Source organism: Nonomuraea maritima (assembly GCF_900100395.1).
GTDB lineage: Bacteria > Actinomycetota > Actinomycetes > Streptosporangiales > Streptosporangiaceae > Nonomuraea > Nonomuraea maritima.
Genome location: NZ_FNFB01000027.1, coordinates 58,549 through 81,258 on the forward strand (window position 1 = coordinate 58,549; position 22,710 = coordinate 81,258).

Sequence of the window (22,710 nt, forward strand, 5' to 3'; positions counted from 1 at the left end):
TGACGGTAAAGGGGTGGGCGCCTGAGGTCAAGCTGATTGGAAAAAAGATGCCGAATCCGGTCCGGCGTAGAACGCGTGGAACGCCCGTGATGCCCCATTGGTCGGGGCGTTCTAGGCGGGTTTGACGGGGAAATCGTCCCATGTCAGAGCTGCCGGGTCAGAACCATGACGGGGCACGGCGCGGCCTTGACGATCTTGATCGAGGTGTCGCCGAGGAAGACCCGCCGAAGTGGCCCGCTGCCGCTGGAACCGCATATGATCATCTCGCCGGGCAGCCATGAGGTCGTCCCGAGCGCCTGGGCGACCGTCCGTCCTTCCAGCACCTCGACCTCGACCTCCGAACGCCGCCGCGGCCCACGCGCGGCGAGCCGGAGATCGGCCGCCGCCCGGTCGCTCAGCCGCGTCAGCAGGTCCCTCTCGGCGCCCCCGCGCGCGCCGACCACCAGCGTGACCAGCCGCAGGGGCACGCCGAGCGCCGCGGTCGTGCGGACCGCGGCCCTGACCGCGGCCTCGCAGCCACGGCTGCGGCGGTAGGCCACCGTGATGCGTTCGAACGCCTCAGGCGGATCGTCCCCGTAGCCGCGCGGCGCGAGCAGGACCGGCACGGAGGAGGCGTGCAACAGCTGGTCGGCGGTGCTGCCCAGCGTGATGCGCCCCCTCGCGCCACCGGGGGCAGAGCCGATCACGACGGCGTCGGCGCCGCGCCTGCGCGCCAGCTCCATCAGCCCCCGGCCGCTGCCGCGACGGAAATGGGCGACGTACTCGGCGTCGTCGCCGGCCAGCTCCCTGGCCTGGGCGAGCGCCGCGGCGGCCGCCTCACGCAGGTACGCCCGCCAGGCCCACTCCTCGGCCTTCGCGGGCCCGGGCGCGGACCAGGCCAGCGGCTGCACGTTCGCCACGGTCAGGCGGCCCCGCGTGCTCCGCTTGAGCAGCAGGGCCAGGGCCAGGGCGTCGCGGCCCCGGTCATCCGGTACGTAACCGGCCAGCACGTTCTCAGGCGCCATCAGCCCACCTCGGCATTCAGCCGCGAATGGCGGTAGCCGTACAGGAAATAGCAGATCAGACCGACGAGCATCCACAGCGTGAACGCCAGCCAGGTCGTGCCGCCCAGGCCCGCCATCAGCAGCAGGCACATGACCGCGCCGAGCACCGGAGTGGCGGGGAAGATCGGCACGCGGAAGCCGCGCGGCAGGTCGGGACGGCGGTGGCGCAGCACGAGCACGCCCACGTTGACGATGGCGAAGGCGAACAGCGTGCCGATGCTGGTCGCCTCGGCGAGCTGCCCCAGTGGCACCAGCCCGGCCAGTACGGACACGAACGCCGCCACGATGACGGTGTTGGCGACCGGCACCCGCCGGCGGCCCACCCGCTGGAAGACACGCGGCACGAGCCCGTCACGCGACATCGCGAACAGGATGCGCGTCTGCCCGTACAGGACGGTGAGCACGACGCTCGCGATCGCGACGACCGCGCCGAACGACACGACGAGGCCCGGCCAGGTGGCGCCCACGGCCAGGTCGGCGATGTGCGACAGGCTCGCCTCGGCGCCTTCCTCCTCGAAGTCCGTCCACGGCAGCGCGCCGACGGCCGCGAGGGCCACCAGCACGTAGACGGCCGTCACGACGGCCAGGGACAGCACGATCGCCAGCGGCAGGTCGCGCCGCGGGTTCCTGGCCTCCTCGCCGGCCGTCGAGGCCGCGTCGAAGCCGATGTAGGAGAAGAAGACCTGCGAGGCGGCCGCCGTGACGCCGGCCACCCCCATGGGGACGAACGGATCGAGGTTCCCCGCGTCGAACGCCGTGAACGCCACCGCGCAGAAGAACAGCAGCACCGCGATCTTGACGAGCACGAGGACGGCGTTCGCCGTGGCGCTCTCGGAGGTGCCGCGCAGCAGCAGCCACGTGGCCAGCACCACGATGGCGATCGCGGTCACGTTGACCACGCCGCCGTCCTGACCGGGGGAGCGGGTGACCGCGTCGGGCAGCGCGACGCCGAACAGCGAGTGCAGGAACGCGTTCAGGTACTCGCCCCAGCCCACCGCGACGGCCGCCACGGACACGGCGTACTCCAGCATCAGGCACCAGCCGCACACCCAGGCGACCAGCTCGCCCAGCGTCGCGTACGCGTACGAGTAGGACGAGCCGGACACCGGGATCGTCCCGGCCAGCTCGGCGTACGACAGCGCCGACAGCAGCGCGGTGACGGCCGCGAGCGTGAACGACAGCACCACCGCCGGACCCGCCTTCGGCACCGCCTGCCCGAGGATGACGAAGATGCCGGTGCCCAGCGTCGCGCCGACGCTGAACAGCGTCAGCTGCCACAGCGACATCGTGCGCCGCAGCTCGCCGCCCTCGCCGCGGCCGCCCTCGGCGACGATCCGCTCGGTCGGTTTGGTACGGAGCAGCCGCTCCGCCACTGGCATCTCGCGCTCCTACAGGGTGCTCGTCAGCGGCCACCTGCCGTTGGGCGTGACGATCGTCCCCGCCGTGCCGGCGAGGATGCGCTCGGCCTCCTCCAGGCTGCCGATCGCGGCCATGTCGCCGGTCGTCTCCACGAACCTGCAGGCCGCCTCCACCTTCGGCCCCATCGAGCCGTCAGGGAAGGGTAGGGCCCGCAGCTCGTGCGGCGTGGTGTGGCCGATCTCCGACTCCTGCGGCGTGCCGAAGTCGCGCATCACGCGCGGCACGTCCGTCAGGCTGAGGAACGCGTCGCACTCCAGGGCCTCGGCCAGCATCGACGCGGAACGGTCCTTGTCGACGACGGCCTCCACACCGGCCAGCCGGCCGAGCTCGTCGCGGACGACGGGGATGCCGCCGCCGCCCGCGCACACCACGATCACGCCCTGCCCGATCATCCGCCGGATCAGGCGGGTCTCCACGATGCGCTGCGGGACGGGGGAGGGCACCACGCGCCGCCACTGGCTCCCGTCGGGCCGTACCGTCCAGCCGCGCTCGGCGGCCAGCTTCTCGGCCTCCTCCCGCTCGTAGACCGGGCCGACGAACTTGGTGGGGTTCGCGAACGCCGGGTCGACGGCCGTGACCAGCGTCTGCGTGACCATGGCGAGGACCTGCCGGCCGGGCAGCGCGTTCTGCAGTGCCTGCTGCATCCAGTAGCCGATCATGCCCTGCGTCTGCGCGCCCAGCACGTCGAACGGGTACGGCCTGCTCAGCGCCGGGTCGGCGGCGCTCTCCAGGGCCAGCATGCCCACCTGGGGGCCGTTGCCGTGGGTGATGACCAACTCGTGCTCGCCCGCCAGCCGGGCGAGCGTCTTGACGGCCGTACGGACGTTGGCGACCTGCACGTCGGCGTCCGGCTTCTCGCCGCGCCTCAGCACCGCGTTGCCGCCCAGTGCCACGATGACCCGCATTCAGCCTCCCAGCGTGGCGACCATGATCGCCTTGATCGTGTGGAGCCGGTTCTCGGCCTGGTCGAAGACGATCGAGCGCGGCGACTCGAAGACGCTCTCGGTCACCTCCAGCGCGTCGAGCCCCGTCCGGTCGAAGATCTCCCGCCCGATGCGCGTCTGCGGGTTGTGCAGGGCGGGCAGGCAGTGCATGAACCGCACGCCTGGATTGCCGGTCGACTCGACCACCAGGTCGTTGACCTGGTACGGCAGCAGCAGCTTGATCCGTTCGTCCCACACCTCGGCCGGCTCGCCCATGGACACCCACACGTCGGTGTAGAGGAAGTCGACGCCCTTGACCCCGTCCGGCACGTCGTCGGTCAGGGTGATGCGGGCCCCGGTCGCCGCGGCCAGCTCACCGGCCGGCTTGAGCGCGAGGTCGGGGTCGGGCCACAGGGCCTTGGGGCCGACGATCCGCACGTCCATGCCGAACATGGCCCCGGCCACGAGCAGGGACTGCCCGACGTTGTTGCGCGCGTCGCCGAGGTAGGCGAAGGACAGCTCGCGCAGCGGCCGGCCGGCGTGCTCGCGCATGGTGAGCAGGTCGGCCAGCGTCTGCGTCGGGTGCCACTCGTCGGTGAGGCCGTTCCACACCGGCACGCCGGCCAGCGCCGCCAGCTCCTCGACGCGCGACTGCGCGCCGCCGCGGTACTGGATGCCGTCGAACATCCGCCCGAGCACCCGCGCGGTGTCGCCGACCGACTCCTTGTGGCCGAGCTGCGAGTCCGCCGGATCGAGGCACGTCACGTGCGCGCCCTGCTCGCGGGCGGCGACCTCGAAGGCGCAGCGCGTCCGCGTGGAGGCCTTCTCGAAGACCAGCGCGATGTGCCTGCCGCGCAGCCGCCGCGCCTCGCGGCGGGCCCGCCGCGAGGCCTTCAGCTCGGCCGACAGGCTCAGCAGGTGTCCGAGCTCCTCGGGTGTGAAGTCGAGTTCCTTGAGGAAGCTGCGGTGACGCAGGTCGACAGCCATTCGGATCAGGTCCCCCTAGACGCCGTCACGTTCGAGCGGGCAGCTCATGCACCGCGGCCCCCCGCGCCCCCGGCCGAGCTCGCTGCCCCTGATCGTGATCACTTCGATGCCGTTGTCGCGCAGGTAGTTGTTGGTCGTGGTGTTGCGCTCGTAGGCGACGACGACGCCGGGCTCCAGTGCCAGCCCGTTGCAGCCGTCGTCCCACTGCTCGCGTTCGGCGGCGTACACGTCCTGGGTGGGGGTCAGGACGGTGATGTCCGGCAGGTCGATGGCGCGCGCGATGGCCCGGTGCATGTCCTCGGGCGCGTGGTCGGTGACCTTCAGCTCCTTGGGGGTCTCACCCGGCTCGATCGTGTACGACCGCAGCATCCCGAGCCCCGCGTACTTGGTGAACACCCCCACGTCGAGCATCGTCATCACGGTGTCGAGGTGCATGAACGCCCGCGTCTTCGGCAGGTCGAGCGCCACGATCCGGCGCGCCGAGCCGGCCTGGAACAGCCGCCGCGCCAGCATCTCGACCGCCTGCGGCTGGGTGCGCTCGCTCATCCCGACGAGCACGGCGCCCCGTCCGATCACCAGGACGTCGCCGCCCTCCAGGGTGGCGGGCGCCATCGACCGTCCGGGCAGCCAGCAGTGGTAGCCGTCGTCGCCGGGCCGGTTGAAGCCGTCGGCGAACATCGGGTGGAACATGTAGACGGCCTCCATGTTGACCGTCTCGCGCATGCGGGCCTTCTTGCGCATCGCGTTGATGGACACGCCGTCGTAGATCCAGCTGGAGGTGTCGCGGGTGAACAGGTGGTTGGGCAGCGGCGGCAGGACGAAGTCGTCGTCGGCCATGACGTGGAAGGTCAGCGCCTTGGGGGAGCAGCCCATCTCGACGATCTCGCGCTTGGTGATGCCGCCGGTCAGGTAGACCTGCAGCGTCGCCGCGTCCATCGCGTCGAGCGTGTTGCGGATGTCGTCGACGGCGACCGGGCCGAGCCAGTGCTCGTCCACGACCGCGTCGAGGATGTGCTTGCGCGCCTCGGGGATCTCGACGGTCTCCCTGAGCAGGTCGGACAGCAGGTGGACGCGGACGCCGCGGTCGGTGAGCAGCCTGCGGAACTCCTCGTGCTCCTCGATCGCGCGGTGCACCCACAGCACGTCGTCGAAGAGGAAGGCGTCCTTCGTGGTGGGGGTGAGCCGTTTCAGCGCCAGGTCCGGGGTGTGCAGCAGGACCTGCCGGAGCCGCCCCACCTCGGAATCGACATGAAATGTCATCTCTGCTGTATCCCCCTCGGGGGCGCGGCCTCACGCCCGCGGTCCCCGCCTGCGCGCGTCCGGGGGCGGGCCTCGCACGGAGTACGCCCCGGACGTCCGTCACCTGCCCCGCGCCCGGGACCGCGACACCGCGAGTGCGCAGAGCAGGGCCGGAAATTACGTGATCGCGGGCATCGGCTGAACCCCTCCGCGCCTCCGGGAGCCGGGAGGGCAGTCCCGTTGTAGCTGGTAGCCCCTGGTACTGTGTGTCCCGACCGACACCCTTTAAGACCCGTCCCGTGAGGCGGGAAAGGTGGTGAGATTTCGTCATGTCCGATTCGAGGGCTGTTCTCGAGGCCCCGGACATCCACAGGGCGTTGACCCGCATCGCGCACGAGATCCTCGAACGCACGAAGGGCGCGGGAGACGTCGTCCTCCTCGGCATCCCGACGCGCGGCGCCACGCTGGCCCGCCGCCTCGGTGAGCGCATCGAGCGCTTCGAAGGCGTCAAGACCCCCGTCGGCTCCATCGACATCACGATGTACCGCGACGACCTGCGCAGCGGGCCCGCCAGGCCGCTCGGCCGCACCGAGCTCCCGCCCGACGGCATCGACGGCAGGGTCGTCGTCCTCGTCGACGACGTCCTCTACTCGGGCCGCAGCGTGCGCGCCGCGCTCGACGCGCTCAACGACCTCGGCCGTCCCGCCGCCGTACAGCTCGCCACGCTGGTCGACCGCGGCCACCGCGAGCTGCCCATCCGGGCCGACTACGTCGGCAAGAACCTCCCGACCGCCAAGAGCGAGAAGGTCAAGGTCTACCTGGAGGAGATCGACGGGCGCGACGCCGTGCTGCTCATGAAGGGAGGCGCCGCGTGAACCGGCACCTGATCTCCGCCGGCGACCTCGCCAAGGACGACGCGCTGCTCATCCTCGACACCGCGGAGGAGCTGGCGAGAGTCTCGGAACGTTCCATCAAGAAGCTGCCGACGCTGCGCGGGCGCACCGTCGTCAACCTGTTCTTCGAGGACTCCACCCGTACGCGCATCTCGTTCGAGGCGGCCGCCAAGCGGCTGTCCGCCGACGTGATCAACTTCTCGGCCAAGGGGTCGAGCGTGTCCAAGGGCGAGTCGCTCAAGGACACCGCGCTCACCCTGGAGGCCATGGGCGCCGACGCGGTCGTCATCCGCCACTCCGCGTCCGGGGCGCCCTACCGCCTGGCCACGTGGGTGCACGGCAGCGTGGTCAACGCCGGTGACGGCACGCACGAGCACCCCACGCAGGCGCTGCTCGACGCGTTCTCGATGCGCCGCCGCCTGGGGAGCCTCGAGGGGCGCAAGGTCACGATCGTCGGCGACGTCCTGCACAGCCGGGTCGCCCGCTCCAACGTGCTGCTGCTGCACACGCTCGGCGCCGAGGTCACGCTGGTCGCCCCGCCCACGCTGCTGCCCGTCTCGGTCGGCGCCTGGCCGTGCGAGGTCTCCTACGACCTCGACGCGGTGCTGCCCAAGTCCGACGCGGTGATGATGCTCCGGGTGCAGAAGGAGCGGATGAACGCCGCGTACTTCCCCAGCGAGCGCGAGTACTCCCGCCGGTACGGCCTCGACCGCGACCGGTTCGCGAAGCTGCCCGACGACGCGATCGTCATGCATCCCGGGCCGATGAACCGCGGTATGGAGATCGCCGCGGAGGTGGCCGACTCGGCGCGCTCCACGATCGTCGAGCAGGTCGCCAACGGCGTGACCATCCGGATGGCCGTCCTCTACCTGCTGCTCGGGGGAGAAACCGCATGATCATCAAGAATGTCCGCATCCTGGGCGGCGAACCGGTCGACATCCGCGTCGCCGACGGGCTGATCGCCGAGATCGGCCCGGGGCTCGAGGGGCCGGAGACCGTCGACGGCCAGGGCGCCGTCGCGCTGCCCGGCCTCGTCGACCTGCACACCCACCTGCGCGAGCCGGGCCGCGAGGACGCCGAGACCGTGCAGTCCGGCACCCAGTCGGCCGCGCGCGGCGGCTACACCGCCGTCCACGCCATGGCCAACACCTCGCCCGTCGCCGACACCGCCGGTGTCGTCGAGCAGGTGTGGCGGCTCGGTCGCGAGTTCGGCCACTGCGACGTCCACCCGGTCGGCGCCGTCACCGTCGGCCTGGAGGGCAGGCAGCTCGCCGAGCTCGGCGCGATGGCCGACTCCGCGGCCCGCGTGCGCGTCTTCTCCGACGACGGCAAGTGCGTCGACGACGCGGTGCTGATGCGCCGCGCCCTCGAGTACGTCAAAGCCTTCGACGGCGTCGTCGCCCAGCACGCCCAGGAGCCGCGGTTGACCTCCGGCGCCCAGATGAACGAGGGCGTCGTCTCCGGCAAACTCGGCCTCACCGGCTGGCCCGCCGTGGCAGAAGAGGCGATCATCGCCCGCGACTGCCTGCTGGCCGCCCACGTCGGCTCGCGACTGCACGTGTGCCACGTCTCCACGGCCGGCTCGGTCGAGATCCTGCGCTGGGCGAAGTCCAAGGGCTGGAACGTCACCGCCGAGGTCACCCCGCACCACCTGCTCCTCACCGACGACCTGGTGGAGGAGTCGCCGGTAGGGGCCTACAACCCGATCTACAAGGTCAACCCGCCGCTGCGCACCCGCGCCGACGTCGAGGCGCTGCGCGCCGCGCTGGCCGACGGCACGATCGACATCGTGGCCACCGATCACGCCCCCCACCCGGTCGAGGACAAAGAGACCGAGTGGTCGGCGGCCGCCATGGGCATGGTCGGTCTGGAGACCGCGCTCAGCGTGGTCCAGGAGGCCATGGTCGAGACCGGCCTGCTCGACTGGGAAGGAGTGGCGCAGCGCATGTCCGTCGCGCCCGCCCGCATCGGCCGCCTGGCCGGGCATGGGCAGCCGCTCACGCCGGGCTCCCCGGCCAACATCACGCTCTACGACCCGTCCGTCCGCACGAAGGTCGATCCGTCCGCCTTCGCGTCGAAGAGCAGGAACACCCCGTACGAGGGCATGAGCCTGCCCGGACGGGTGATGGCCACGTTCCTGCGCGGCAGGCCGACCGTTCTCGAAGGGAAGCTGGTTTGAACACAGCGGTGCTGGTCCTGGAAGACGGCCGCGTCTTCCACGGGACCTCCTACGGCGCCGAAGGCGAGACGTTCGGCGAGATGGTCTTCAACACCGGCATGACCGGTTACCAGGAGACCCTCACTGACCCCTCCTACCATCGGCAGATCGTCGCCATGACGGCGCCGCACATCGGCAACACCGGCGTCAACGACGAAGACCCCGAGTCGGGGCGCGTCTGGGTGGCCGGCTACGTCGTGCGCGAGCCGTCCAGGATCGTCTCCAACTGGCGGGCCAACCGCTCGCTCGACGACTACCTCAAGGAACAGGGCGTGGTCGGGATCGCCATCTCCGGCACCCGCGCCCTGACCCGCCACCTGCGTGAGCGCGGAGCCATGCGGGCAGGCATCTTCACCTCGCCCGCCGAGCCGGTCGAGGCCCTGGTCGAGCGGGTACGCAACGCCCCCGGCATGGAGGGCGCCGACCTGGCCGGCGAGGTGGCCACCACCGAGCCGTACGTCGTGCCCGCCATCGGCGCCAAGCGCTTCACCGTGGCGGCCGTCGACCTCGGCATCAAGGGGATGACCCCGCAGCGCATGGCCGAACGCGGCTGCGAGGTCCACGTGCTGCCGGCCACCGCCACGTTCGAGGACATCATGGCGGTCGGGCCCGACGGCGTGTTCTTCTCGAACGGGCCAGGCGACCCGGCCACCGCCGACGTGTCGGCGCTGCGCTCCGTGCTGGAGGCCGGGGTGCCGTTCTTCGGCATCTGCTTCGGCAACCAGCTGTTCGGACGGGCGCTCGGGCTGTCGACGTACAAGCTGCGCTACGGCCACCGCGGCGTCAACCAGCCCGTCCAGGACGTCCGCACCGGCAAGGTCGAGATCTCGGCGCACAACCACGGGTTCGCCGTGCAGGCGCCGCTCGACGGGCCGTTCGAGACGGCCTTCGGGCAGGCCGAGGTCAGCCACGTCAACCTGAACGACCGCTGCGTCGAGGGGCTGCGGCTGCTCGACCGGCCCGCCTTCAGCGTCCAGTACCACCCGGAGGCCGCGGCGGGCCCGCACGACGCCGCCTACCTGTTCGACGAGTTCTGTGAGGTCATGAGCCGTGCCCAAGCGTGAGGACATCAGGTCCGTCCTCGTGATCGGCTCCGGGCCGATCGTGATCGGTCAGGCCTGCGAGTTCGACTACTCCGGCACCCAGGCGTGCCGCGTGCTGCGCGCCGAGGGGTTCCGCGTCATCCTCGTCAACAGCAACCCGGCGACGATCATGACGGACCCGGAGTTCGCCGACGCCACGTACGTCGAGCCGATCACCCCCGAGTACGTCGAGAAGATCATCGCCAAGGAGCGCCCCGACGCGCTCCTGCCCACGCTCGGCGGCCAGACCGCGCTCAACACCGCGGTCGCCCTGCACGAGTCCGGCGTCCTCGACAAGTACGAGGTCGAGCTGATCGGCGCCGACTTCGACGCCATCCAGGCGGGCGAGAACCGCGAGCGGTTCAAGGAGATCGTCGCCAAGGTGGCCCGCGAGCACGGCCTCAACGCCGAGTCGGCCCGTTCCTTCATCTGCCACACGATGGACGAGTGCCTGGCCGCCGCCGACGAGCTCGGCTACCCGCTGGTGGTGCGGCCCTCGTTCACCATGGGCGGCGTCGGCTCCGGGTTCGCCCACAACGCCGACGACCTGCGCCGCATCGCCGGCGCCGGGCTCGACGCGTCGCCGACCAGCGAGGTGCTCCTGGAGGAGTCGATCCTCGGCTGGAAGGAGTACGAGCTCGAGGTCATGCGCGACAAGGCCGACAACGTCGTGATCGTGTGCTCCATCGAGAACATCGACCCGATGGGCGTCCACACCGGCGACAGCGTCACCGTCGCGCCCGCGCTGACCCTGACCGACCGCGAGTACCAGAACATGCGCGACGTCGCCATCGCGGTCATCCGCGAGGTCGGCGTCGACACCGGCGGCTGCAACATCCAGTTCGCGGTCGACCCGCGCACCGGCCGCATGATCGTCATCGAGATGAACCCGCGCGTGTCCCGCTCGTCGGCGCTCGCGTCCAAGGCCACCGGCTTCCCGATCGCGAAGATCGCCGCCAAGCTGGCCATCGGCTACACGCTCGACGAGATCCCCAACGACATCACCAAGGAGACGCCCGCCTCCTTCGAGCCGACGCTCGACTACATCGTGGTGAAGGTGCCGCGCTTCGCCTTCGAGAAGTTCCGCGGCGCCGACCAGACGCTCACCACCCACATGAAGTCCGTCGGCGAGGCCATGGCCATCGGCCGCTCCTTCCCCGAGGCGCTGCAGAAGGCGCTGCGGTCGCTGGAGAAGAAGAACTCCTCCTTCACCTGGGCGGGCACGCCCGGCTCGAAGGACGAGCTGCTGGCCGCCTGCCGCACCCCGCACGACGGGCGGCTGCGCACGATGCAGCAGGCCATCAGGGCCGGGGCCACGCTCGAGGAGATCCACGCGGCCACCAACGTCGACCCGTGGTTCATCGACCAGCTCTTCCTCCTCCACGAGGTGGCCGAGGAGATCGCCGGTGAGCCCGAGCTGACCTCCGAGGTGCTCGAACGGGCCAAGCGGCACGGTTTCGCAGACGCGCAGATCGGCGAGATCCGCGGCATCGACGAGGCCAGGGTGCGCGACCTGCGGCACGCCCTCGGGCTGCGGCCGGTCTACAACACCGTCGACACCTGCGCCGCCGAGTTCGCCGCCCGGACGCCGTACCTCTACTCCACCTACGACGAGGAGACCGAGGTCCCGCAGGGCGACCGGCCGAAGGTCATCATCCTCGGCTCGGGGCCCAACCGCATCGGGCAGGGCATCGAGTTCGACTACGCGTGCGTGCACGCCTCGTTCGAGCTGTCGCGGGCCGGGTTCGAGACCGTCATGGTCAACTGCAACCCCGAGACCGTCTCCACCGACTACGACACCTCCGACCGGCTCTACTTCGAGCCGCTCACGCTGGAGGACGTCCTGGAGGTCGTGCACGCCGAGCAGCAGACCGGACCGGTCGTGGGCGTGATCGTGCAGCTCGGCGGACAGACGCCGCTCGGCCTGGCGCAGGCGCTGAAGGACGCGGGCGTGCCCGTGGTCGGCACCTCGCCCGAGTCGATCCACCTCGCCGAGGAGCGCGGTGCGTTCGGCCGGGTGCTCGCCGAGGCGGGCCTGCCCGCGCCCAAGCACGGCACCGCGCTGACCGTCGCCGAGGCCCTCGAGATCGCCGCCGACATCGGCTACCCGGTGCTGGTGCGCCCCTCGTACGTGCTCGGCGGGGCCGGCATGGCCATCGTGTACGACGACGAGACCCTCACCACGTACATGGCGGCCCAGGAGGGCGGCCACCCGGTGCTGGTCGACAAGTTCCTCGACGAGGCCATCGAGATCGACGTCGACGCCCTCTACGACGGCGAGGAGCTGTACCTCGGCGGCGTCATGGAGCACATCGAGGAGGCCGGCATCCACTCCGGCGACTCGGCGTGCGCCCTGCCGCCGATCACGCTCGGCAGCCACGACATCAAGCGCATCCGCGCCGCCACCCTGGCCATCGCGGCGGGGGTGGGCGTCCGCGGCCTGCTCAACGTCCAGTACGCCATGTCCGCCGGCGTCCTGTACGTCCTGGAGGCCAACCCGCGCGCCAGCCGTACGGTGCCGTTCGTGTCGAAGGCCACGGCGGTGCCGCTGGCCAAGGCGGCGGCCCGGGTGATGCTCGGCGCGTCGGTCGCCTCGCTGCGCGAGGAGGGCATGCTGCCCGCCACCGGCGACGGCGGCACGCTGCCGATGGAGGCGTCCATCGCGGTGAAGGAGGCCGTGCTGCCGTTCAACCGGTTCCGCGGCGTCGACACCGTGCTCGGGCCCGAGATGCGCTCCACGGGCGAGGTCATGGGCATCGACGAGTTCTTCGGCGTCGCGTACGCCAAGTCGCAGGCGGGCGCCTACGGCGAGCTCCCGACGAAGGGACGCGCGTTCGTATCCGTGGCCAACAGGGACAAGCGTGCGATGATCTTCCCTGTGAAGGCGCTGGCCGACCTCGGTTTCGAGATCCTGGCTACGGAGGGCACCGCAGAGGTGCTGCGCCGTAACGGCGTCCATGCCAAGATCGTGCGAAAGCACAGCGAGGGACCTGGTCCCGGAGGTGAGCCCACGAGCGTGCAGTGCATTCTCGACGGCGAGGTCGACCTGATCGTCAACACGCCCTTCGGCGGGCCCGGGCAGTCGGGGCCGCGACTTGACGGCTACGACATCCGCACGGCCGCCGTGCTGCGCGGCATCCCGTGCATCACCACGGTCGCGGGGCTGGCCGCCGCCGCCGCGGGCATCCAGGCGATCGTCCGCGGCGACGTCGGCGTACGGTCCCTGCAGGAACACGCACGGGCACTCCGGGGCTGACCCGGCAGGCGGGAGGTGAAGACGACTGGCCGGTACACCGGTGCAGGTGACGGGCACGGTGCTGACGACGCGCCGGGTCGACGCCTACCATGCGCTGACGGTGGTGGCGCCCGGCATCGCCGAGCGTTACCGGCCCGGTCACTTCGTCTCGGTGGCGGTCGGCGGGCCGCACACGTCGATGGTGACGCGCCGCGCGCTGTCCATCCACGACGTGAAGGCCGACTACGGCGGCACGGTCGAGCTCGTCTTCACCACGCGCGGCCCCGGCACGGCCTGGCTGGCCGAGCGCCGCGCCCGTGACACGCTCGACCTGGTCGGGCCGCTCGGCCGGCCCTTCCCGCTGCCGCGCGACCCCGCCCACTGCGTGCTGGTCGGCTCCGAGTACGGCTCTGCCGTGCTGTTCCCGCTGGCCGACGCGCTGCTGGCGCGGGGCTGCCGGGTCGACTTCGTGCTCGGCGGGGCCGGGGCCGAGCGGGTGTTCGGGGCGATGCGGGCCCGCAGGATGGCGACGACGACCACGCTGACCACCGAGGACGGCTCGCTCGGCCTGCGCGGCAAGGTCACCGACGCGCTGCCGTCGGTGATCGCCGACACGCGGGCCGACGTGGTCTACGCGTGCGCTCCGATGGAGACGCTGCGTTCGGTCACGGCGGTGGCGATGGAGTTCGACATCCCGGTGCAGGCGGCGGTGGAGGAGTCGATGGCCTGCGGCATCGGCGTCTGCATGACGTGCGTGCTGCCGGTCATCGGCGACGACGGCGCGACCAGGATGGTCCGGGCGTGCGTGGAGGGGCCGGTGTTCCGGGGGGAGCGGGTGCGGTTCGAGGACGTGGGCACGATTCCGTTCGACGCGCTCGGCGCCCCTGGAGGCGGTGCACGACATGTCAGTTGATATGCGGACATTTCTAGCGCATGTGGAGCTGGCGAACCCCATCACCACGGCCGCCGGCTGCGCCTCCTCGGGCCAGGAGCTCTCCCAGTTCTTCGACCTGCACCGGCTCGGCGCGCTGACCACCCGCTCGATCACCATGGCCCCCCGGGCCGGGCGGCCCACGCCGCGCATGGCGGAGACGCCCTCGGGCATGCTCAACGCCGTCGGGCTGCAGGGGCCGGGCATCGAGGCGTTCCTCGAGCGCGAACTGCCCTGGCTGGCCCAGCGGGGCATCAAGACCATCGTCTCGATCGGCGGCGGCACCGTCGCCGAGTACTCCGAGCTGGCCCGCAGGCTCGCCGACGCGCCCGGCGTGACCGCGCTGGAGGTCAACCTCTCCTGCCCGAACATGGAGGACCGCGGGCGCGTCTTCGCGCGCGAGGGCAGCGCCGCCGCGGAGGTCATCGCCTCCGTCCGCTCGATCATGCGCTACGACGTGCCCGTGGTCGCCAAGCTGGCGCCCGACGTGGCCGACATCGTCGCCGTCGCGCGGGCGTGCGTCGACGCGGGCGCCGACGCGCTGTCCATGATCAACAATCCGCTCGGCATGGCCATCGACACCGAGGCGCTGCGGCCCTCGCTCGCCGCCGTCACCGGTGGCCTGTCGGGGCCGGCCATCCTGCCACTGGCCGTACGGTGCGTCTGGCAGGTCCACGCCGCGCTTCCCGGAGTGCCGCTCATCGGCGTCGGCGGCGTGATGAGCGGCCAGGACGCCTTCCAGCTCGTCCTCGCGGGCGCCTGCGCGGTCGGCGTCGGCACGGCGCTGTTCCACGACCCGTACGCGTGCCTGCGCATCGAGCGCGAGCTCGAGGACCTGCTGAGGGCACGCGGCTTCCAGCGCCTGGCCGACGCCGTCGGCCTGGCGCACCGCCCGCCGGGGAGCGCACCCCGGCACCTGCTAGTCGACACCGAGGAGAGCACGCCTTGACCCCCGCACCGATCGCCGTCGCTCTCGACGCCCCCGACCTGGAGACCGCCGCCCAGTGGGCCGCCCTGGTCACCCCGCACGTCACCACCGTCAAGGTGGGGCTGGAGCTCTACCTGCGCTACGGCCCCGACGTGATCGCCTCCGTCCGCGGGGCCAGCGGCGTCCAGGTGTTCCTCGACCTGAAGCTGCACGACATCCCCAACACCGTCGCCGGGGCCGCGCGCGCGGTGGCGCGGCTGCGGCCGTCCATCCTGACCGTGCACGCCGGGGGCGGGACCGCCATGATCAGGGCAGCCGTGGAGTCGGCGCCGCACACCAAGATCGCCGCCGTGACGATCCTGACCTCCCTGTCGGAGGCCGACCTCGGCCGGATCGGCATCGCAGGGCCCGCCGCCGACGCCGTGCGCCGGCTGGCCGTCCTGTCGGTCGAGGCGGGCGCCACGGCACTCGTCTGCTCGCCGAACGAGGTGGCGGCGGTGCGGGCCGAGGTGGGCGAGGACATCACCCTCATCACGCCCGGCGTCCGCCCCCTGGGAGCCGACACACAGGACCAGATCCGGGTGGCCACCCCTGAGCAGGCCCTGGCCGACGGGGCCGACCTGCTCGTCATCGGCCGTCCCATCACCGGGGCGCCCGATCCGGGTGCCGCCGCCGCGGCCATCGCCGCCTCGCTGCGCCGCGCCTCCTGACGCGAGCCCCGGCAGGGCACCGGTCGCCCCACGAACCGGCGGCCGGTGAGCGGGGACGCCGCAGCGTCACGGAACGTGAAGAGCGAGCCCCGGCATCGCCTCTCCTGGACGCCGGGAGGGCCACGCCCGGCGGAGGCCGGGAGGGCGCGTCTCCAAGATCATAAGGCATCCGTGCAGCGCGTCGCACGCGATCTTCACGACGGTTTCGGCCCAGGTCTGGCCGGGGTTTCGGACACAGGCCCCGACGGGCGGATGATCATCTTCGCTGCTCACGGCCTCGTCGCGACGCATCGCGAGAACGGGGAAGTGAGGGCGATTTGATCAGCACAATGTGATTTTACGATCACGCACAGCGATGAAGTGGATTTTGTCGCGAGAGAAACCGCTCTTGACGTTGCTTAGGTGGCGATGACCAGCTAGTTTCCCTTCCCGTCCGAGTACATCGACAGAAATTCGAGGTGACCCGGCGTGGCTCTTCCTCCCCTGACCCCCGAGCAGCGCGCCGCAGCCCTAGAGAAGGCTGCAAAGGCCCGTAAAGAGCGTGCCGAGGTCAAGAACCGGCTCAAGCATGGCGCGGTTTCTCTGGCTGAGGTGCTCAAGGATGGGCAGGCCGACGACGTCATCGGCAAGATGAAGGTGTCGGCTTTGTTGGAATCGCTCCCCGGCGTGGGCAAGGTCCGCGCCAAGCAGCTCATGGAGCGGCTCGCGATCGCCGAGTCCCGCCGCGTGCGTGGCCTCGGTGCGAACCAGCGGGCAGCCCTCGAGCGCGAGTTCGGTGGCAACGAGGGCTAGTCTCTGTTCCACACGAACACGCAGGCTCAGCGGGGGGTAGGAAGTGACCGACAGGTCCTGGTCCGGCGACATCAGTGCCTTCGAGGCGCTCGGATCGGGAGCCGAGGACGGCTTCCTGCCCCTGAGCGAACGACGACTGACGGTCCTTTCCGGGCCGTCGGGCGTCGGCAAGTCCACGGTCGTCGCCGAGTTCCGGCGGGCACACCCCGAGGTGTGGCTGTCGGTCTCGGTGACCACCAGGAGACCCCGGCCCGGTGAGGTCAACGGGGTCCACTACTACTTCGTGGACGGCGACGAGTTCGAGCGTATGGTCGCCGCGGGCGAGCTGCTGGAATGGGCGGAGTTCGCGGGCAACTGCTACGGAACCCCGCGCGAGCCGGTGCTGAAGAAGCTCGCCGAAGGGGTTCCCACCCTGCTCGAGATCGACCTCGAGGGCGCGCGGCAGGTGCGCCGCACCATGCCGGAGGCGCTGCTGGTGTTCCTCGCTCCACCCAGCTGGGAGGAGCTCGAGAAGCGGCTGCGCGGGCGCGGCACCGAGCCAGAAGACGTGATCGCCCGCCGGCTGGCCGCCGGCCGGGTCGAGATGGCCGCCGAGCACGAGTTCGACCTCACCTTGGTCAACACGAGCGTCGAAGACGTGTGCCGCCGCCTGATAGCCTTGATGACTGACCCTCAGGGGGTCATGACAACCACCAACCGAGAGGTCTGACAATCGTGGCAGGCAGCACCCCGGCCGCGGAGGGCATCACCAACCCGCCGATCGACGCGCTGCTCGACATCGTCGACAGCAAATATTCCCTGGTGATCATGGGCGCCAAGCGCGCCCGCCAGATCAACGCCTACTACTCCCAGCTCGGCGAGGGCCTGCTTGAGTACGTGGGTCCGCTGGTCGAGACGCACGCTCAGGAGAAGCCTCTGTCCATCGCGCTGCGTGAGGTCTCCGAGGGCCTGCTCAGCTCCGAGCCCATCGAAGGCGCGGTCTGACCCCTTCGATGAAGGTCGTCCTGGGCGTCAGCGGCGGCATCGCCGCGTACAAGGCGTGCGAGCTGCTGCGCCTGTTCACCGAGAGCGGGCACGAGGTGCGGGTCGTCCCGACCCGCGAGGCCCTCAAGTTCGTGGGCGCGCCCACCTGGGCCGCCCTGTCGGGCAATCCCGTCTCGGCCGAGGTCTGGGACGACGTTCACGAAGTGCCGCACGTCCGCATCGGGAAGGGCGCCGACCTCGTCGTGGTGGCTCCCGCGACCGCCGACGTGCTGGCCAGGGCCGCTCACGGGCTGGCCGGTGACCTGCTCACCAACACGCTGCTCACGGCGACGTGCCCGGTCGTGTTCGCGCCCGCGATGCACACCGAGATGTGGCAGCACCCCGCGACGCAGGCCAACGTCACGACGCTGCGCGAGCGCGGCGCCGTCGTCATCGACCCCGCCGTGGGGCGGCTCACCGGCGCCGACACCGGCCCCGGGCGGCTGCCCGACCCGGCCGAGATCTTCCAGGTGTGCCTGCGCGTGCTGCGCGGCAGCCCGCGCGACCTCGCCGGGCGCAAGGTCGTGGTCTCCGCCGGCGGCACCCGCGAGGCGATCGACCCCGTGCGCTACATCGGCAACCGCTCCTCGGGGCTGCAGGGTTACGCCCTCGCCCGTACGGCGGTCGCCCGGGGCGCCGAGGTGACGCTCGTGGCGGCCAACGTGGCGCTGCCCGACCCCGCGGGGGCCAAGGTCGTGCGCGTGGAGTCGACGGCCGAGCTGCGCGAGGCGGTGCTCGAGGCGTCGGCGTACGCGGACGCGGTGGTCATGGCCGCCGCGGTGGCCGACTTCCGGCCCGCCACACGCCACGACTCCAAGATCAAGAAGACCGACGGCGAGCCCGAGCCCATCCGGCTGACGAAGAACCCCGACATCCTCGCCGAGCTGGGCGAGCGCCGCCGCCGCGCGAGCGCCGCAGAGAGAGGGCCCGAGGTGATCGTCGGGTTCGCGGCCGAGACCGACGACGTGCTCGCCAACGGGCAGGCCAAGCTCGCCCGCAAGGGCTGTGACCTGCTGGTGGTCAACCAGGTGGGTGAGGGGCTGGCCTTCGGCACCCCCGACAACGCGGCCACCGTGCTCGTCGCGGGCGGCGACGCGGTCGAGGTGCCGTTCGGGCCCAAGGAGGACCTCGCCGACACCGTGTGGGACCTCGTGGCCACGCGCCTCGCCTAACCGGACATGCCGCACATAGTGCATGCAATGCGTTTATAACTAGTTACTCGATCACCTATTGCTACATCCCCATACGCCTGCGGATACTTAGGGCAGAGGGGGATGGAATGCCGGTCGGTTCTGCTGTCAGAGATCGTTGTCGGACGCTCCTCGGCGGCCAGGAGGAGATCCACTACGTCTTCCCCGCGTTCTCGGCGGGGCCCGAGGGATCGGGCAACTTCCTCGTCGTCGTGACCGCCACGGCGATATCCGTGCTGGCCACCCGCACCTTGCGCAGCGACAGGCCCGTGTCGGTCGCCGCGGAGTTCCCGCGACACACCCGGCTCGGCCCCATTCTCGACGGCCCGGTCATCGAACTCGGGACCCGCGTTTTCGAGTTCGACGAGGAGTACGCCGCCGTGGTGGCCGCAGCCGACGCGGAGATCTTCGCGCCGGAGACGCTCCCACCGGATCCGCTGCCCGAACTGTGATAGGAGACAGGGGGTGGACGGTTTCGCGACCCGGCGCCCGGTAGGGCTAGACTTCGGCCAGGCCCGGGCACGCCCATCCGTCCCGGGCCTTGCATACGTCAGCAGCCGCTGCATGAGGAGCCACTGAGTTGTCACGTCGCCTGTTCACCTCCGAGTCGGTCACCGAAGGCCACCCGGACAAGATCGCCGACCAGATCAGTGACGCGATTCTCGACGCCATGCTCAAGGACGACCCGCGGAGCCGGGTCGCCGTCGAGACGCTGATCACCACCGGCCAGGTCCACGTCGCAGGCGAGGTCACGACCGAGACCTACGTCGACATCCCCGGCGTCATCCGGGAGAAGATCCTGGAGATCGGTTACGACGCCTCCCACAAGGGCTTCGACGGCGCCTCGTGCGGTGTGTCGGTGTCCATCGGCGCGCAGTCGCCCGACATCGCCCAGGGCGTCGACGACGCCTACGAGCACCGCATCGGCGGCGACGGCGACGAGCTCGACCGCCAGGGTGCCGGCGACCAGGGCCTCATGTTCGGCTACGCCTGCCGCGAGACGCCCGAGCTGATGCCGCTGCCGATCACGCTCGCCCACCGCCTCGCCCAGCGCCTGTCCGAGGTGCGCAAGAACGGCACGGTCCCCTACCTGCGGCCCGACGGCAAGACCCAGGTGACGATCGAGTACGACGGCGACACGCCGATCAGGCTCGACACCGTGGTCGTCTCCACGCAGCACGCGTCGGAGATCGACCTCGTCGAGATGCTGACGCCCGACATCAAGGAGCACGTGGTCGACCCCGTGCTCGCCGACCTCGACCTCGACACCGAGGGCTACCGCCTGCTGGTCAACCCGACCGGGCGCTTCGAGATCGGCGGCCCCATGGGCGACGCCGGCCTCACCGGCCGCAAGATCATCATCGACACCTACGGCGGCATGGCCCGCCACGGCGGCGGCGCCTTCTCGGGCAAGGACCCGTCCAAGGTCGACCGCTCGGCCGCCTACGCCATGCGCTGGGTCGCCAAGAACGTCGTGGCCGCCGGCCTCGCCGACCGCTGCGAGGTCCAGGTCGCGTACGCGATCGGCAAGGCGCAGCCGGTGGGCCTGTTCGTGGAGTGCTTCGGCACCGAGAAGCTGCCGGTGGAGAAGATCCAGGAGGTCGTGCTGCAGGTGTTCGACCTGCGTCCGGCCGCCATCATCCGCGACCTCGACCTGCTGCGCCCGATCTACTCCGAGACCGCCGCCTACGGCCACTTCGGCCGCGACGGCTTCTCCTGGGAGTCGACCGACCGCGCCGAGGCCCTGCGTACGGCCGCCGGCATCTGATCACCGGCAACTGATCATCGGCTGACCGGTGCCGCGTCGTTGACGCGGCACCGGTCAGTGGCGTTCCTGCGGTCCGCACCGTCGGGTGCGGCGTGGGCGGTCTCGCGGGTGGCCGGGTCTGGTAGACGTTATGCGTGACCCACTCCTCCGACGACGCTCTCCTGCCGCTCGAAGCCGTGCGGCCCCCGGCGTCGGCGAAGGACGGCAGGGGGGCTCCGGTGCCCGCGCCCGAGCGGCCCGTGGCGAGGATCGCGGTCGACAGCCCGCTCCCGCACCTCGACCGCCTCTTCGACTACCTCGTGCCCGCCGCGCTGCACGAGACGGCCGTGCCCGGCGTACGCGTCCGGGTGCGGTTCGCGGGCAAGCTCGTCGACGGCTTCCTGCTGGAGCGGGCCGCCGACACCGAGCACGAGGGCAAGCTGACCCCGCTCGAACGCGTCGTGTCGCCCGAACCGGTGCTCACCCTCGAGATCGCCGGGCTGGCGCGGGCGGTCGCCGACCGCTACGCGGGCACTCTCGCCGACGTGCTGCGCCTCGCCGTCCCGCCGCGTCACGCCAAGGCCGAGGCCGAGCCGTCCGCCGACCCCGAGCCGTCCGAGAGGCCCGCGCAGGACGGGCCGGGCGCGTGGGACGCCTACCCGGCCGGGCGGTCGTTCCTCGACGCGCTGCGCGGCGGGCGGGCGCCGAGGGCCGTGTGGTCGGCGCTGCCCGGCGCCAGGGGATGGGCGGCGGAACTGGCCGAGGCGGTGCGGGCCACGCTCGACGGCGGCAGGGGAGCGGTCGTCGTGGTGCCCGACGGCAAGGACGTCGCGCTCGCGGACGCCGCCTTCGCCCGGGTCCTCGGCCCCGGCGAACACGTGGCGCTCACCGCCGACCTGGGCCCGGCCGAACGGTACCGGCGATGGCTGAAGGTGCTGAGAGGCCAGGTACGCGCGGTGGTCGGCACCCGTACGGCGATGTTCGCCCCCGTCGCCGAGCTCGGCCTGGTGGCCATCTGGGACGACGGCGACGACCTGCACGCCGAGCGGCTGGCCCCGTACCCGCACGCCCGCGAGGTGCTCGGGCTGCGCGCACACCGGGCGGGCGCGGCGATGCTGATCGGCGGCTACGCGCGCACGGCCGAGGCCACCCAGCTGGTCGCGACCGGCTGGGCCAGGCCGATCGTGGCCGCCCGTACCACGATCAGGAGCCTCGCCCCGCGCGTGCGGCCCGCCGGTGAGGACGCCGAACTCGCCAAGGACCAGGCTGCCCGGCAGGCGCGCCTGCCCAGCCTGGCCTGGCGGGCGCTGCGCCACGGGCTGGAGCGCGGCCCGGTGCTCGTGCAGGTGCCGCGGCGCGGCTACCTGCCCGCGCTTGCCTGCCGCCACTGCCGCGCGCCCGCCCGCTGCGTCCTGCCGCCGACCAGGAGCGCGCCGGACGCCGTCATGGCGGGCGCGATCCCGCTGGGCGGCGAGAGCCGGGACCGGGCCGGCGAGCCGGCGTGGTCCCCCGAGCCGCACGGCGAGGGCGGACCGCAGTGCCACGGCCCCCTCGCGCTCAGGGCCGGTCACGCGGCCCCCTACTGCCGCTGGTGCGGCCGGGTCGCCGCGGCCTGGCGCTGCCCGTCCTGCGGCAGCCCCCGGATGCGCGCCGTGGTCACCGGCGCCCGGCGCACCGCGGAGGAGCTCGGCAGGGCCTTCCCGTCCGTCCCGGTGCGCACGTCGGGCCGCGACGGCGTCCTCGCGTCCGTCTCCGACGCCCGCGCCCTGGTCGTCGCCACGCCGGGGGCCGAGCCATCGGCGGCCGACGGTTACGCGGCGGCCGTGCTGCTCGACGGCTGGGCGCTGCTCGGCAGGGCCGACCTGCGGGCGGCCGAGGAGGCGGTGCGGCGGTGGATGAACGCCGCCGCGCTGCTGCGTCCCGCGGCCGAGCTGGTGGTGCTCGGCGACGCCGCGCTGCCCGCCGTACAGGCGCTGGTCAGGTGGGACCCGGTCGGCCACGCCGAGCGCGAGCTGGGCGACCGCGCCGAGCTGGGGTTCCCGCCCGCCGTGCGGATGGCGACGCTCACGGGCGCGGCCGCCGCTGTCCGGCAGATGCTCGACGAGGTACGCCTGCCGCCCGACGCCGAGGTGCTCGGTCCCGTCCCGGTCGACGACGCCGGGCAGGAGCGGGCGATGATCCGCGTGCACCGATCGGGCGGCGCGGCACTCTCCGCCGCGCTCAAAGGGGCCAGCGGGGTGCGTGCGGCACGGAAGACGCCTGATGTCGTGAGGGTGAGTGTCGACCCGCTCGACCTGATTTAGACCGTTTCCCCGATTCGCTCATCCGATGGCCAGCCGTTAGCGTGCCA

Annotated in this window: 20 protein-coding genes; 15 read left to right on the plus strand and 5 right to left on the minus strand. The window is 71.7% G+C overall.

Features of this window, described 5'->3' with window-relative positions:
- Positions 1–143: 143 nt before the first annotated feature.
- From BLR04_RS30855 to BLR04_RS30875, 5 genes are read right to left on the minus strand one after another with little or no spacing between them, the layout of a single operon-like run.
- The gene (locus tag BLR04_RS30855; protein ID WP_090771899.1) at positions 144–1,004 is read right to left on the minus strand and encodes a universal stress protein; all 861 of its coding nucleotides are present in this window, start codon (positions 1,002–1,004) and stop codon (positions 144–146) included.
- Positions 1,004–2,422 carry an amino acid permease gene (locus tag BLR04_RS30860; protein ID WP_090771901.1) on the minus strand — a complete coding sequence of 473 codons (1,419 nt, stop codon included), beginning with the start codon at positions 2,420–2,422 and terminating at the stop codon, positions 1,004–1,006. The genes BLR04_RS30855 and BLR04_RS30860 overlap by 1 nt, the downstream gene beginning before the upstream one ends.
- A 9-nt stretch (positions 2,423–2,431) precedes the next feature.
- Positions 2,432–3,367 (minus strand): carbamate kinase, encoded by a 936-nt coding sequence (gene arcC / locus BLR04_RS30865; protein ID WP_090771903.1) that lies wholly within the window; start codon positions 3,365–3,367, stop codon positions 2,432–2,434.
- Positions 3,368–4,372: an ornithine carbamoyltransferase gene (argF, locus tag BLR04_RS30870; RefSeq protein ID WP_090771905.1), complete on the minus strand. Its 1,005-nt coding sequence runs from the start codon at positions 4,370–4,372 to the stop codon at positions 3,368–3,370. It abuts the gene before it with no gap.
- Between the two features lie 15 nt (positions 4,373–4,387).
- Positions 4,388–5,632 (minus strand): arginine deiminase, encoded by a 1,245-nt coding sequence (locus BLR04_RS30875; protein WP_090771907.1) that lies wholly within the window; start codon positions 5,630–5,632, stop codon positions 4,388–4,390.
- 308 nt (positions 5,633–5,940) lie between these two features.
- Here BLR04_RS30875 and pyrR point away from each other — a divergent pair, with 308 nt between their 5' ends.
- The 15 genes from pyrR to BLR04_RS30950 all read left to right on the plus strand — a co-directional run bounded on the left by pyrR (position 5,941) and on the right by BLR04_RS30950 (position 22,663).
- Complete coding sequence (gene pyrR, locus BLR04_RS30880; protein WP_090771909.1) at positions 5,941–6,486, plus strand: bifunctional pyr operon transcriptional regulator/uracil phosphoribosyltransferase PyrR; 546 nt, start codon at positions 5,941–5,943, stop codon at positions 6,484–6,486.
- Positions 6,483–7,400 (plus strand): aspartate carbamoyltransferase catalytic subunit, encoded by a 918-nt coding sequence (locus BLR04_RS30885; RefSeq protein ID WP_090771911.1) that lies wholly within the window; start codon positions 6,483–6,485, stop codon positions 7,398–7,400. Before pyrR ends, BLR04_RS30885 begins: the two co-directional genes overlap by 4 nt.
- Entirely contained in the window at positions 7,397–8,683 is a 1,287-nt protein-coding gene (locus BLR04_RS30890; RefSeq protein ID WP_090771913.1) for a dihydroorotase, read from the plus strand. The genes BLR04_RS30885 and BLR04_RS30890 overlap by 4 nt, the downstream gene beginning before the upstream one ends.
- Entirely contained in the window at positions 8,680–9,786 is a 1,107-nt protein-coding gene (carA, locus tag BLR04_RS30895; protein WP_090771915.1) for a glutamine-hydrolyzing carbamoyl-phosphate synthase small subunit, read from the plus strand. The genes BLR04_RS30890 and carA overlap by 4 nt, the downstream gene beginning before the upstream one ends.
- Positions 9,773–13,060, plus strand: a complete 3,288-nt coding sequence (gene carB, locus BLR04_RS30900) for a carbamoyl-phosphate synthase large subunit (protein WP_090771916.1) — start codon at positions 9,773–9,775, stop codon at positions 13,058–13,060. The genes carA and carB overlap by 14 nt, the downstream gene beginning before the upstream one ends.
- A 40-nt stretch (positions 13,061–13,100) precedes the next feature.
- Positions 13,101–13,952: a dihydroorotate dehydrogenase electron transfer subunit gene (locus BLR04_RS30905; protein WP_245740733.1), complete on the plus strand. Its 852-nt coding sequence runs from the start codon at positions 13,101–13,103 to the stop codon at positions 13,950–13,952.
- Positions 13,942–14,919 carry a dihydroorotate dehydrogenase gene (locus BLR04_RS30910; protein WP_090771974.1) on the plus strand — a complete coding sequence of 326 codons (978 nt, stop codon included), beginning with the start codon at positions 13,942–13,944 and terminating at the stop codon, positions 14,917–14,919. The genes BLR04_RS30905 and BLR04_RS30910 overlap by 11 nt, the downstream gene beginning before the upstream one ends.
- Positions 14,916–15,608: an orotidine-5'-phosphate decarboxylase gene (gene pyrF, locus BLR04_RS30915; RefSeq protein ID WP_090771920.1), complete on the plus strand. Its 693-nt coding sequence runs from the start codon at positions 14,916–14,918 to the stop codon at positions 15,606–15,608. Before BLR04_RS30910 ends, pyrF begins: the two co-directional genes overlap by 4 nt.
- Positions 15,609–16,076: 468 nt before the next feature.
- A complete protein-coding gene (gene mihF / locus BLR04_RS30920; protein ID WP_090771922.1) occupies positions 16,077–16,400 on the plus strand; it encodes an integration host factor, actinobacterial type in 324 nt (107 codons plus the stop codon).
- Positions 16,401–16,515: 115 nt separating this feature from the next.
- On the plus strand, positions 16,516–17,109 hold the full coding sequence (gmk, locus tag BLR04_RS30925; protein ID WP_218129238.1) for a guanylate kinase: 594 nt from the start codon (positions 16,516–16,518) through the stop codon (positions 17,107–17,109).
- 5 nt (positions 17,110–17,114) lie between these two features.
- On the plus strand, positions 17,115–17,384 hold the full coding sequence (rpoZ, locus tag BLR04_RS30930) for a DNA-directed RNA polymerase subunit omega (protein WP_090771926.1): 270 nt from the start codon (positions 17,115–17,117) through the stop codon (positions 17,382–17,384).
- An 8-nt stretch (positions 17,385–17,392) separates the two neighbouring features.
- Complete coding sequence (gene coaBC / locus BLR04_RS30935) at positions 17,393–18,595, plus strand: bifunctional phosphopantothenoylcysteine decarboxylase/phosphopantothenate--cysteine ligase CoaBC (RefSeq protein WP_090771928.1); 1,203 nt, start codon at positions 17,393–17,395, stop codon at positions 18,593–18,595.
- A 107-nt stretch (positions 18,596–18,702) separates the two neighbouring features.
- Complete coding sequence (locus tag BLR04_RS30940) at positions 18,703–19,065, plus strand: hypothetical protein (RefSeq protein WP_090771930.1); 363 nt, start codon at positions 18,703–18,705, stop codon at positions 19,063–19,065.
- Between the two features lie 128 nt (positions 19,066–19,193).
- The gene (gene metK / locus BLR04_RS30945) at positions 19,194–20,381 is read left to right on the plus strand and encodes a methionine adenosyltransferase (protein ID WP_090771932.1); all 1,188 of its coding nucleotides are present in this window, start codon (positions 19,194–19,196) and stop codon (positions 20,379–20,381) included.
- A 134-nt stretch (positions 20,382–20,515) separates the two neighbouring features.
- The gene (locus tag BLR04_RS30950; RefSeq protein WP_090771934.1) at positions 20,516–22,663 is read left to right on the plus strand and encodes a primosomal protein N'; all 2,148 of its coding nucleotides are present in this window, start codon (positions 20,516–20,518) and stop codon (positions 22,661–22,663) included.
- Positions 22,664–22,710 lie beyond the last annotated feature (47 nt).

What these genes read in the sequence shown, in the direction of transcription:
- BLR04_RS30890 (WP_090771913.1), top strand. Translation starts at nt 7,397, where the DNA reads ATGATCATCAAGAATGTCCGCATCCTGGGCGGCGAACCGGTCGACATC.
- BLR04_RS30860 (WP_090771901.1), bottom strand. Translation starts at nt 2,422, where the DNA reads ATGCCAGTGGCGGAGCGGCTGCTCCGTACCAAACCGACCGAGCGGATC.
- pyrR (WP_090771909.1), top strand. Translation starts at nt 5,941, where the DNA reads ATGTCCGATTCGAGGGCTGTTCTCGAGGCCCCGGACATCCACAGGGCG.
- BLR04_RS30940 (WP_090771930.1), top strand. Translation starts at nt 18,703, where the DNA reads ATGCCGGTCGGTTCTGCTGTCAGAGATCGTTGTCGGACGCTCCTCGGC.
- coaBC (WP_090771928.1), top strand. Translation starts at nt 17,393, where the DNA reads ATGAAGGTCGTCCTGGGCGTCAGCGGCGGCATCGCCGCGTACAAGGCG.
- BLR04_RS30855 (WP_090771899.1), bottom strand. Translation starts at nt 1,004, where the DNA reads ATGGCGCCTGAGAACGTGCTGGCCGGTTACGTACCGGATGACCGGGGC.
- BLR04_RS30910 (WP_090771974.1), top strand. Translation starts at nt 13,942, where the DNA reads ATGTCAGTTGATATGCGGACATTTCTAGCGCATGTGGAGCTGGCGAAC.
- argF (WP_090771905.1), bottom strand. Translation starts at nt 4,372, where the DNA reads ATGGCTGTCGACCTGCGTCACCGCAGCTTCCTCAAGGAACTCGACTTC.
- BLR04_RS30875 (WP_090771907.1), bottom strand. Translation starts at nt 5,632, where the DNA reads ATGACATTTCATGTCGATTCCGAGGTGGGGCGGCTCCGGCAGGTCCTG.
- arcC (WP_090771903.1), bottom strand. Translation starts at nt 3,367, where the DNA reads ATGCGGGTCATCGTGGCACTGGGCGGCAACGCGGTGCTGAGGCGCGGC.